We start from the raw sequence: 12151 nt of genomic DNA, 5'->3' as shown, positions 1-12151 counted from the left end.
CAAAAATACAGGGGAAGTTCATGGCATTCTTTCGGAATGGACACGCATGGCCTGCTCTCACAATCTTCCTCGTTTTGTGTTATGTAGAGATAGTTCAGTCCACAAGAATCGAGCCAGTGTTCATTGAAACCGGCCCGGCAATGGCCGTTAGCGGGGCCACCTTAGGCCTGATAGGCATAGTTTTGTGGGGTGAGTATCTGATTGTAAAGATAAGGAAGGAATCGGCTGACATAAGAAGGTGGGCCATGTGGGTAATGCCCTTGGGCACATCTATATTTGGATTTACCGGGTCCCTGCTTACCGGCTTTGTTTGGATTCTTGTCGTCGCTAACGTTACGGGGTTTTTCGCTTTCTGTTGGGCTAGTGGCGCTTGGGGAATCCTGCTGAAGGCCGTCCGTAAGGGATAAATTCTCCTCCTTTAATTACGGGGATCGATAGGCTTCATAGTGACAACACGGAGACTAGGATTCATAGAGAGTCAGGTAGTGTTTCATCCATACCTCGTTCGAAGTCGGTGATTGGCTGGCTGCGTGATGGACGGTGACCAGTCAGGGACTTAACGTTCATCGGGCATGACGACCGCTTGGCGGTCAGAAAACATGAGGCGAATCTAAGACCACTTTCTGTGACCTGAAGTGTGTCCGTCTCCTCAAACCTCACACCACGGCGAACGTGGACCCCATGGGGGTCTTGGTGACCTCTATGCGCACGGGGAAGGCCTCTTTGATGTCTTCCACGTGCGTGATGACGATGATCTTCTGGAACTCCTCCTGGATGCTCTGGATGGCCTCCTTGAGACGCTCCTGGCCTTCGAGGTCCTGCGAGCCGAACCCCTCGTCTATGAACAGGATGGGCAGGGGAGCGCCCGAACGGCGCGCGAGGAGCTTTGAGAGCGCTATTCGCAGCGCGAAGTTGATGCGGAACGCCTCGCCGCCGCTGAAGGTCTCGTAGCTGCGCGTGCCGATCTCGTCCGATATCTTGATCTCCAGCTCCTCGGAGGCGATGCCGATGCGCCGCTCCTTGCGGCCCTCCGCAAGCTGGAGCTTGAGGAACATGCGGTTCTCCGTCAGCCTCCCCAGCAGCTCGTTCGCGTCGTCCTGTAGCTGCGGTATGGCCGTCTCGATGATGAGGGCCTGGATTCCGTTCTTGCCGAACGCGACCGTCAGCTCGTCGTAGACCCCCTTCTCGTCCACCAGGTCCTTGCGCACCTTCTGCTTCGCCTTCAGCTGCCCTTCCAGCGCCGCGATGCGCTCAAGCTGCTTGCACAGCACGCGGTGCTGAACGCGCGCGTCCTGGAGCCTCCTTTCAGTCGACTGGAAGAGGCCGCGGGCGGTTGCCAGCTCCGCCTCCAGTCCCGGGAGGGCTTTGAGCTCCCCGTCCAGGGCCAAACGGCGCTGTTCGTCCTGCGCCGCGTCTTCCTTGCGGCGCTTGAGGCTGCCGGTGATGACCGCGAGGGCGTCCCGGAGGTTGTTGAGATTCGTGACGGCGTCCGAGAGCCTGCGGTGGAGGTCGTCGTACTCCGCCAGCCTCTTTGCCTGCTCCTGGGCCTCCCGGTGCTTCTCTGCGTCGTACCCGAGCGCCGCGACTGCCTCGTTAAGCTTCCCAAGCTGCCGGCGCTCTTCATGCGCGAAGTCCCCGGAAGCAATTCGCGCTTGAGTGGCTTCCATCTCCGCGCGGGCGGCGGGAAGCTGCTGCGCGGCCGCGCGGCACGCATCCAGGTCCGTCTCCAGCTTCGATAGCCTGATGCCTGCCCGCTGCCTCCCGGCGTTCAGCTCTCCCTCCTGCCTGGCGATGGCGTCTGCCGTCTCCCTTGCCTTGCGCTGGAGCGCCGCGCGGGCGTTGGCGTCGTAGCCGAGCGCCGATATCTCGCGGTGCACGGTGGCGAGGCGCGCGCGCTCCTTGTGCGCGAAGTCGGACTGCGCAATCGTCGCTTCCGTAGCGACCAGGTCCGCCTGTGTCACGGCGAACTTGTGCGCGGCGTCTATGGACTCCTTCTGCGCCTGCTTCGCGCCGGCTATGGCGCTCTGGACGAAGCGGCGCCTGCCGTCGAGGTCCGCCTCCAGCTTTCCGATGGCCTCGGAAAGCTCCTTGTGCCGTTTTTCGTGGTCCTTTATCTCCGCCTCATTCGCCTGGTACTGGCGCTTGCTCTCGCGGCCGAGCGCCTCAAACTCGCGGCGCAGGTGGGCCTGGCCCTCCGGCCCGAGGTCCGTCTTGCAGAGGGGACACTTCAGGTCGCCGCCGTCCAGCATGTCGAACTTTTTGCGGGTCTCCGCCATCTCGTGCCGCAGGCGCTCGTTCGCGGCGTGGAGTGCCTTCGCCTTCGACGAGGCGTCCTCGGCCTCCGCCCGCCGGGCGCGGATGGAGTCCGCCACGGCTGAAAGGCCGGACTCCTGGGCGACGAGCTCCGATATGTACTTCTCGATCTCCGGGATGCGCCTGGCGCGCGGCTCCAGCTCTCCGGCGACAGTCTTCCGAAGCTGGCCGGCCTGGTAGGCCAGCCGCTCCTTCTGCACGGCGATCTCCTTTTCGAGGGCCGTGCGCTTCTGGTCCAGCGAGGTCATCGCCACCATCGCGCGGTCCATCCGCTCCAGGTCGGCCGCCATGGCGGCTGCCGTCGCTCGGGCGGCGTTCACCTGCCCCTCCAGCGCGTCCAGGCGTGCGCGCTCTGATTCCAGGGCCGCAAGGTCCGCCTCAAGCTGGGGGAGCCTGTGCGCCCTGGGCTCGAGCTCGTCCGCGATGCGCTTCCTTAGCTGCTCCGCGGCGGCGGACAGCCCGGCCTTGCGGACGGCTATCTCCTGCTCCAGTCGCGACCGCTCGCCGTCGAGCCTGCTCTTCTTCGATAGCGCCTCGCCAAGCCGCTCGGCCTCCGCGCGGGTCTTCTGGAGCAGGGCATGCCCCTCGCGCACCTCCGGCTCGCGCTTCATCACGGTTTCGAAGTCGATGACTTTCGCCTGGTTTGCGCGGGCCTGTTTTTCCAGCTCCGCAACCTCGCGCTGCGCTTCGGCGAGGCGGCGGACGACGGCCGCGTGCTCGTGCACTTTGACGCGCAGGGCGTCGACCGACTGCTGCGCCTGCTCGGCCTTCTGCTTCTGCGCCTCCGCCTCCGGCTCTATGCGCGCCAGGTTGGCGGCGACCGCCGCAAGGTCCGCCTCCACCTGTGGCTTGCGGGCGACTTCCTGCTCTGTCAGTGCGATGGAGGCGTCCATGTCCCTGACCTTTTCCTGCAGGTCGCGCGCGCGTTCCTTCGCACGCTCCTCCAGCTTCTGGTAGTACCCCAGCCCGAGCACCTCGGCGAGGGTCTCCTTGCGCTGGCTGGGCGTGGCGCGGGTGAACATGTCGGCGCGGCCCTGGAGGAGGAAGGCGGTGTTGACGAAGGTATCGTAGTCCAGGTGCAGAAGATCGCGAATACGCTCTTCCGTCTCCCGCACCGTGTTGCCTGTGATCGGCCGGACGGCATCGCCCTCCAGGACCTGCAGATCCAGCAGCGTGGCCTTCTGCCTGCCGCGGCCCACAGGGCCGTACCTGCGGCTGGCGCGGTAACGCTGGTCGTGGGAAAGGAACTCCAGGTCGACGGCCATCTCCTCCTGGCCCTGGTGGATGAGCTCTTCCTGCTTGTCCGCGCGCGCCTTTCCCCAGAGGACCCAGGTTATGGCGTCCAGCAATGCGGACTTGCCGTGGCCGTTCTGGCCGCAAAGGCACGCGACGTGTATGCCTTGCAGGTCGAGCGTGGGCGCGCCGTCGCGGTAGCACATGAAGTTGCGGACGGTGAGCTTGAGAGGGATCAAGAGGGCTCCTGGCGAGTGGGAAAGGCTAGAACAATTATCCTGCCACCAGTCAACACCGCACAAGTTTTCGGCGGCTACGCGAGGGTTGTCACCCAGGCCAGGGCCTTGTCGATGGGGTTGCGGCTCTCTTCCCATTCCGCGCCGGGGCGTTTCCAGCGGGCGCCGTAGAAATCGCTGACCACGACGAGCAGGCTGTGGCTGGGTTACCTGCGCGGGGGTCGGGGTAATCGTTGACGTGGCCGGCGCGGCCGCGGGCCTGGAGGCATTCTGCGCGGTTTGCTTGCCCCGGATATGGTCGGCAAGCCGGTTGACGTAGCGATTCCCGTACGCGCGCTGAAGATTGTCGGCCGTGGTACCGCGTTCAGAATGGTCGCCCATGGCAGCTGCGTGGTCAAGAAACGCTTCCCTGCCGAAGCCACGCGATAGCTTCATGTCGGGCTGCGGTTCGTTGTGTGCCTTTTCGGGGTCGCGATGCTTGACGGAGTGGGGTTCTGAGTCCCCGGAGCGCCGGGTCTCTCTGGTGCGGCGGGGTGGCCTGGACGGCCTGTCGACGCTTCTCGAGGCGGAGCGACTCATGGTCTACGCACTCCTGGAGTCGCCTTGCGCCGGCAGCTTGAAAACCCAGGCAACCGAGCCGTTGCTGCCCAGCTCTATGCGGTCGTTGTCCTGCAGGCGCTGGCCTTCGCCTCGGACCCGAAGGCCATTGATGTAAGTGCCGTTCGTGCTCCCCATGTCCTTGATCCAGTAGCCCGCCCGGTCTTCCCGGATTCCGGCATGCTGGCGGGACACGCCGGAGTCCTCCACGACGATATTGTTCGTGGTGGCGCGGCCGATCCACGTCACGCCTTTGGAGAGCACAATTCTGGACCCATTTTGAGGGCGGCCCTGTACCCAGAGCTCTGCCCGGGCCTGATCAACCATGTGAGCACCAGCTACGAAACGCACATGCCTGTGCGCGAGATCGTCACGAAAACACCACAGGTCGAAAACGGATTATATTTTCAGTCCCTTTACTGGTCAACAGGGCCAGCACCATGCAAGCCGACGTGCAGTATAATGTCGGACAGCGTGGGCGACTCCGGCCATCCCCGCGAAGACTCCCGACGGAAAGGAACCGCCAGTGAACTACTACAGGGAACCCACGAAAGCGAGCGCCCTCACCCTCAAGAAGCGCATCCGCGCCGGCGAGGTGTTGATCGGCACGTCCGCACCGATGAACGCGAAAAAGGACGATCTTGCAAGGGTGGTGGAGAAGGGCGGCTACTCTTACGTCCACGTGGACAGCCAGCACTCGCCTTTCACAGAGGAGAATCTGGTGGCCTTTTGCGAGATGGGCGCGGAGCTCGGCGTGCACGTCCACTTCCGTATCAAACATACGAAGCATACATATCTGGTCGGCAACCTGCTGGACCTCGGCCCCACCGGCATTGAGGTGCCCCAGGTGGAAACCGACGAGACCGTCAACGAAGCTGTGGCGAACTTCTACTACAGGCAGCGCGGAGTCAGGAGCTGGGGCGGCAGGTATCGCCTGGGCCTCGCAAAGCGCAAGGACCACGTTGAGTACCGCAAGTTCTGGGAGGAGACCGGCGTGCTATGGATACAGGTGGAGTCCGTCAGCGCCGTAGCCAACGCCCGCCAGTTCGCCAAGCCCGGCGTGGACTGCATCTCATTCGGCCCCATGGACCTGACGCTGGACATTGAGGGCCATCCGAAGCACCCGTTCAAGTCGGTAGATGACTGCGTCAAGCACGCCGTGGAGGTGCTCCGCGGCTCGGACACGAAGGTCTGCCACCGCAACGACCAGCCTGAGCACCGCCAGAAGTACCTGGACATGGGTGTGACGGTCATGCTCGAGGTCTGGAACCCGGAAAGGTGGAAATAGGTGCGAAGCCACCTGTCTATTCTCCCCCTCAGGGGGAGATGTCAGGGCTCCGGCTGACAGAGAGGGTGACCGGGGTGTGGGGGGTGTCCAATCCTGATTTCAATTAACCAAGGGGTAACAAATGGCCATAATCGGTAGCGGTAAATACAGGTACGAAATCACAGGCAAGGACTGGGGCGATCTGCCCGAGGGTTGGACCTACAAGGAGGCGACGGCCGTCGCCGTGGACGCCTACGACAACGTCTACGTCTTCAACCGCGGCGGGCACCCGATCATCAAGTACGACAGGAACGGCAAGTTCATCAAGTCCTGGGGCGAGGGCATCTTCACGGTGCCGCATGGCGTGGCGATGGGCCCGGACGATACGATCTTCTGCATCGACAACGGCGACCATACCGTGCGCAAGTTCACACTGGACGGCAAGCTGCTCTTCACTCTCGGGGAGCCAGGCAAGCCCGCGCCTGCGATGAGCGGCAAGCCCTTCTGTCTGCCCACCCACGCCGCCGTGGACCCCCGCAACGGCAACCTGTACGTTTCCGACGGCTACGGCAACGCCAAGGTGCACCAGTACACCCCGGATGGCCGGTACGTCACCTCGTGGGGCGAGTCCGGAACGGACCCTGGATGCTTCAACATCGTCCACAACATCTCGATCGACCGCGATGGCTATATCTACATCGGCGACCGCGAGAACCACCGCGTGCAGGTCTTCGATTCCAAGGGCAAGTTCCAGCAGCAGTGGGTGAACATGTCCAAGTGCGCCGCTGTCTGCGTGGACAACGGCAATGAAGACGTCGTCTATGTTGGCGAGTACTTCGCCGGCATAAAGTCGAACATTACGGGCACCAACCTGGGCCCGCGCGTGACGGTGATGGACCGCAAGGGCAAGGTGCTCGCCCGCTGCGGCGAGTACTCGTACGGTGAGGATGCCGGCCGGTTCTACGCCCCGCACGGCATCGCCTGCGACTCGCACGGGGATATATATGTTGCAGAGGTAGCCTACTCGGAAATCGGCCGCCTGATGACCCCGCCGACCATCCTGCGCTCCCTGCAAAAGCTCGTGCGGGTGAGGTAAGCGCCCACCCAACCCTCAGCCGGGGTACGGGGACAGCCCCGATTCGATGGCTCATCGGGATCCAGAGCGAAGTACGGGGTACGGTAACAGCCGGAGCAGCCAGCACCCTCACCCGTCCCGATGGGGCATCGGGACGACCTCTCTCGTCAAGGGAGAGGTAAGAAGGGGGCCGAACAGCCTTAGCCCTCACCCTTTGGGTCAAAGCACCCAAACGCCTCTCCATCGGGGAGAGGCGGGACAAACAGCCACCTAACCCCTGCCCCTTCCCTGGGAGGGAAAGGGTATTGAGGCCGAGCCGAAGGCTCGGCAGGTCCATTCGGGCCGTAGGCCCGATGGGAGTCAGAGGGCGAAGGCCTCAGAGGGGTACTTGGCGAAGCCTCTTGCTTGGGTGCGGGGCTTTGCCCCGCACCGGGGTCTGGGGCGGAGCCCCAGGTATTTACCCCCTCTCTCTGAAATCGGAGAGAGGGGGCAGGGGGAGAGAGGTCGGCGGGGTCCGGCCCTCCGTTCGCTCCGCTCCTAACCGCACCACGTCACCCGTACCGGAGGCGCCGCCATGCCGCGAAGCAGGAACGTCGACAGCTGGATGGCCGAGCAGGACCCCGGCCCGCGCATCATTGCCGAGGCGCTGCGCAACCTTTTGCTGGACGCCTACCCTCAGATCAAAGAGACGGTAAAGTGGGGCCAGCCCGTCTACGTCAACAAGGGCAACGTTTTCTACCTTGCCGCCACGCACAGCTACGCCACCCTCGGCTTCATGAACGGCGCCGCCATCGAAGACTCCTCGGGCCGCATCGAAGGCACGGGCAAGAACATGCGCCATGTGAAGGTGAGCGACCTGGATGAGATCGAGATCCGGCTCTTTCTCGATTGGATCCACCAGGCCATGGAGCTCGACGATGCCGGCGCAAAGGGGGCGACGTAGGCCATGCCCACGCATCCGACATTCAGTTACGCGATGACAGAGTCCGCAATCCGCAAGGGCTCCCAGACATTCCGCCACTCCTACAGAATCATCCCGGGTTCACCGGTAGATGTGGGACACGCCCGCCAGCTCCTGATGGACTGGCGCGTCGTGGACGACCTCAATGGCGCGCGGCGCACGGTTCATCAGCCGGTAAAGCACCCTGCCAATCCCGTTATCCGCATCGGCGAGAAGTCGCCGCTGTACCACGGGACAGTGATCCGTGACGCGCACAGCGGCCTGTTCCGCGCCTGGGTACGGGGAGTCGATGAAGAAGTGATCAAGAAGGCCGGCAACGATGACGTGCCAGGCGCGCACCTTGGACTGTATTACGAGTCCGACAACGGCGTTGAGTGGCGCGCGCCGTCCCTGGGCCTTTTCGACCACTTCGGAAGCAAGGACAACAACGTCTGCTTCGAGCATGCGATGGGGTCTGTGATAGCCCTGCCCGAGCGGATGCGCCACCGTGGCAGGTACGCCATGCTGTACCAGCCGTCGCTCGTTAAGAGCGCGCTCCCTGACCCTGAGAACATGCACGCCATGACCCAGCGGATTGCCTACAGCCAGGATGGCGTGCGCTGGACCGATGCTGCTGAAAACCCCGTGTTCTACGGCCGGTCGGACACCCTTAACAACATCCTATACAACCCAGAGCGCGACGTATTCATGCACTATCGGCGCTCCACTGTGAACGCGGGGGAGATCAGGCGCATCGCGTACTCCGAGAGCGCAGACCTTATCTCGTGGACCCAGCCGATCAACGTCGTACGGTGGGATGAGGCCAGCGCGCCGGCGTTGTACGGTATGCCGGTCTCACGCTACAACGGCATCTATTTCGGCTTCCTCTGGAACCTGTGGTCGCACGTGGAGCACGAGAAGTTCCTCGGCAACGGCAAGGACTTCAAGATGGACGTGGAGCTTGCCTGGAGCCGCGACGGCGTGAGCTGGGAGCGTCACCCCGAGCGGCCCACCTTCATCCCGAACTCGCAGCCGTTGAAGGGCGCCTACGACTGGGGTATGGTGCAGGCCGTCCAGCACATCACAGAGGTGGGCGACGAAGTCTATATCTACTACAACGGCCGCCCGTACCTTCACAAGCCGGGCCAGGCGAAGTCGAGCAGCGATATGCCGCCCACGCTGTGCCTTGCGACGCTGAAGCGCGACCGGTTCGTGTCCGTGAGCACCGGCGACCTGGGCGGCTACATGCTTACGAAGCCGCTCGCGTGCCCCGGCGGCAGGCTCCACATCAACGCGCGCACCAGGCCCGGCGGTGCCATCCGCGTCGCCCTCCGCGAAGGGGACGGCGTCCGCGACGGGGAGTGGCCGGCCGGATTCCGCTTCGAGCAGTCGCGGGCCTTCGCCGGCGATAGCCTGGACCACGTTATGACATGGGAAGGCGCCGACTCGCCCGCCTCGTTCCCCTCGACAACCATACGCCTCCACTTCTGGCGGGAGGACGCCGATCTGTACTCATTCTGGTTCGAGTAAGCGTCTAGCACAGCCCGTGCGATCGCGCCCACTCCCGCGTCACCCGCGCCATCTCCTCAGGAGTCTCGCTGGCAACGGGCTCGATCACCTCGAACGTCCATGCCCCGGCGTAGCTGATCTCCCGCAGGGCGGCGACGATGGGCGCCCAGTCCAGGATACCCAGCCCGGGCGCGCGGTGGTCGTCCTCGTATCCGTGTCCCTTCACGTCGTGGATATGCGTAGCCCGCAGCCTGTCGCCCGCAATGCGGACGTCATCGGCGACGTTGTGCGGCTCCAGCGCAGAGTGACCGGTGTCGAGCGCGATGCCCACATGCTTTGCTGGGTAGTCCTGCACAAGCTCCCGTATCTCCGACACGGTCCGGTACGGGTACCTGCAGGGGTAGTGGATATTCTCCAGCGCCATGCACACCCCGGCCTTCTCCGCCACCGGCACAAGCTCGTCAAGCGACTTCATCGCGCACGCCACCATCACGGCATGCAGAGCAGGGTCATCAGGGTAGGGGACGAACTTCGGGTTTGGGTTCGGGTGGATTACGATTTCCTTCGCGCCCAGCTCGCCGGCCAGCCGGAGGTACCGCGCCAGCAGCGCCACCTCCCGCGCGCGCCACTCCTCGTTCGGCGCGGCCAGCACCGTCTTGATGGTGGGCGCGTGCATGCTTCGGGCGCTCAGCCCGCGCGCACGAAGTCGCGACAGGAACTCGCTGAGGTCATTGCCCTCCGGCGGCGTGGACATATGCGGCGGGTTGCTGAGGACCTCCACTTGCCGGAACCCCGCCGCCGCAATGGCGTCCAGCGCGGTCTCCAGTCCGCGGTCATAAAACCCCACAGTAGCGTAGCTGGTGATGTCCATTTAGCCCCTCATTGTGCGTCGTTCCGGACGCTCGAAGATTATACCATTTCGACTAGCATCCGCAGGGTTACGGGTGTATCCTCTCCCCTGTCAACCTGCTCACACGGAGGCCCGTCATGCGCGGCGCGGATGTCGTCATCAAGACACTCAAATCGTTGGGCGTGGAGCGCATCTTCGCGCTCTCCGGCAACCAGATCATGTCGCTGTTCGATGCCTGCATCGACGCCGGCGTCAGCATCGTCCACGTCCGGCACGAGGCCGCCGCCATGCACATGGCCGATGGGTGGGGCAGGCTCACCGGCCAGCCCGGCGTGGCGATGGTCACGGCCGGCCCCGGCATGGCCAACGCCGTCTCAGCCATGTACGGCGCCATGATGGCGGAGTCGCCCTGCATCATCCTGACCGGCCACGCGTCGCTCGCGCAGCTCGGCAAGGGCGCGTTCCAGGAGATGGCGCAGGCGGAGATCGCCTCGCACGTTTGCAAGGCGTCGTGGACGGCGCAGTCCGGCCCCGGCCTCGCCGAAGACATGACGCGCGCCTTCGCCATCGCATCCGCCGGTCGGCCCGGCCCCGTGCACATCTCGCTGCCTTTCGACTTCCTTGAGAAGCCTGTCGAAGGGATCAAGGAGCCGGGGCCGCTGCCGTACAACCTCATGCAGTCGCCCGGCCCGCTAAAGGAACGCGAGGCCGCGTCAATTCTCGACGCGCTGGAAACGGCCCGGCGGCCCATAATGATCGCCGGCCCGGCGATGATGCGCGGCAGGGCGCGCGATGAGGTCAAGTCGCTGTCACACAGGACGCGCATCCCGGTCGCGTTCATGGAGAGCCCGCGCGGCGTGAACGACCCCAGCCTGGGCGGCCTGGCCGGCGTGCTGCAGAAGGCGGATACGGTCTTCGTAGTCGGCAAGAAAGTCGATTACACGATGCGCTTCGGCCAGCCTCCCGCCTTCGCGGCGGACGCGAGCTTCATCCAGCTCGACGCCGAAGAGGAGTCGATCAAACAGACGAAGCGGCAGTTTGCGGATGCGTCACGCGTCGCGCAGGCCTACGCCGCCGACCCGCTAAAGTCCACGGAGCTGCTCCTCAAGCTGGCGAAGGAGCGCGAGTGGGACTACGGCTCCTGGACCGAGCACACGAAGGCTGCATTGGCCCACCGGCCGCCCGAGTGGAAGGCGCTGGCCTCCCCGCCGACCGGCCCTCTGTACGCCGCGGAGCTTTGCTACGCCGTGCAGGAGTTCCTGACCGGAGAGCAGGACGTGTTCATCTCCGACGGCGGTGAGTTCGGGCAGTGGGCACAGGCGTGCATGACCGCCCCGGTCCGCGTCATCAACGGCATCGCCGGATCCATCGGCAGCGCGATTCCCCTGGCCATCGCGGCGAGGGTGGCGCACCCGAAGTCGCGCATCGTCATTTTCCTGGGCGATGGCACGGCGGGCTTCCACGCGCTGGAGATGGACACTGCTCTGCGCTACGGCCTGCCGTTCGTCGCGATCGTGGGCAACGACGCCGCGTGGGGCGCGGAGTACCAGATACAGCTGCGCTCTTATGGCAAGGGCCGACTCTACGAGTGCGAGCTGCTGCCCACGCGCTACGACAAGATCGCCACCGCCATGGGCTGCCACGGCGAGCGCGTCTCAACCTTCGCCGATCTGCGCCCCGCGCTGGAGCGCGCCTTCGACTCCGGGCTCCCGTCGCTCCTCAACGTAGACATCCGCCGCGACGCCGCCCCGGCCGCGCCGTCGCACGGGTAGGGGAGAGGGCGAAGTATGAAGGATGAAGGGGGCAATGGCGCCTCAGGCGATTGCGTCTTAGAGGTCGTTGCCCGGATGGAACGGCCCACCCTCATACGGCCTTCGGCCACCTTCTCCCTCAGAGGGAGCAGAGGGAATCCGCCCTGCCACCCCTCCCAATCACCCTCTCTGTCGCGCAAAGCCGCGACATCTCCCCCATCAAGGGGGAGACAAAGCCGGGGACGGGTCGGAAGGGCTGCTTCCCTCCTCTCCCTTAGGAGACCTTTGCGTTACCTCGGGAGGAGAGGATTTTGGACGAGCCTCTTCAAATTGATGTCATGTTCGGGCGAATTTTTAGCCCCGGCATCCGCCGTCAGGCA

General features: G+C 64.3%; 9 protein-coding genes. 6 read left to right on the top strand and 3 right to left on the bottom strand.

The features are described from left to right. The first annotated feature begins 20 nt into the window (after positions 1-20). Positions 21-407, top strand: a complete 387-nt coding sequence (locus FJ319_04440; GenBank protein ID MBM3933539.1) for a hypothetical protein — start codon at positions 21-23, stop codon at positions 405-407. A gap of 249 nt (positions 408-656) precedes the next feature. Here the strand turns inward: FJ319_04440 and FJ319_04435 are convergent, their stop codons facing one another. Together FJ319_04435 and FJ319_04430 are read right to left on the bottom strand one after the other, a co-directional pair. Next, positions 657-4361, bottom strand: coding sequence for an SMC family ATPase (locus FJ319_04435; protein ID MBM3933538.1), 3705 nt, complete (start codon positions 4359-4361; stop codon positions 657-659). A 3-nt stretch (positions 4362-4364) separates the two neighbouring features. Beyond that, positions 4365-4706: an FHA domain-containing protein gene (locus FJ319_04430; GenBank protein ID MBM3933537.1), complete on the bottom strand. Its 342-nt coding sequence runs from the start codon at positions 4704-4706 to the stop codon at positions 4365-4367. A 199-nt stretch (positions 4707-4905) separates the two neighbouring features. On the opposite strand from FJ319_04430, the gene FJ319_04425 reads away from it, so the two are divergent. The 4 genes from FJ319_04425 (at position 4906) to FJ319_04410 (ending at position 9191) form a co-directional block, all read left to right on the top strand. Next, positions 4906-5667, top strand: a complete 762-nt coding sequence (locus FJ319_04425) for a hypothetical protein (GenBank protein MBM3933536.1) — start codon at positions 4906-4908, stop codon at positions 5665-5667. A gap of 121 nt (positions 5668-5788) precedes the next feature. After that, positions 5789-6742, top strand: coding sequence for a hypothetical protein (locus FJ319_04420; GenBank protein ID MBM3933535.1), 954 nt, complete (start codon positions 5789-5791; stop codon positions 6740-6742). A gap of 553 nt (positions 6743-7295) precedes the next feature. Beyond that, positions 7296-7664 carry a DUF1801 domain-containing protein gene (locus FJ319_04415; GenBank protein ID MBM3933534.1) on the top strand — a complete coding sequence of 123 codons (369 nt, stop codon included), beginning with the start codon at positions 7296-7298 and terminating at the stop codon, positions 7662-7664. Positions 7665-7667: 3 nt separating this feature from the next. Continuing rightward, positions 7668-9191 carry a hypothetical protein gene (locus FJ319_04410; GenBank protein ID MBM3933533.1) on the top strand — a complete coding sequence of 508 codons (1524 nt, stop codon included), beginning with the start codon at positions 7668-7670 and terminating at the stop codon, positions 9189-9191. Positions 9192-9195: 4 nt separating this feature from the next. Here the strand turns inward: FJ319_04410 and FJ319_04405 are convergent, their stop codons facing one another. Then, entirely contained in the window at positions 9196-10041 is an 846-nt protein-coding gene (locus FJ319_04405; GenBank protein MBM3933532.1) for a sugar phosphate isomerase/epimerase, read from the bottom strand. Between the two features lie 116 nt (positions 10042-10157). Here FJ319_04405 and FJ319_04400 point away from each other — a divergent pair, with 116 nt between their 5' ends. Beyond that, on the top strand, positions 10158-11792 hold the full coding sequence (locus FJ319_04400) for a thiamine pyrophosphate-binding protein (protein MBM3933531.1): 1635 nt from the start codon (positions 10158-10160) through the stop codon (positions 11790-11792). Positions 11793-12151: the final 359 nt, after the last annotated feature.

The organism is SAR202 cluster bacterium (assembly GCA_016872355.1).
In the GTDB taxonomy this organism is placed as follows: Bacteria; Chloroflexota; Dehalococcoidia; order Lucifugimonadales; family VGZY01; genus VGZY01.
This window is presented reverse-complemented; position numbering and strand designations above follow the sequence as displayed.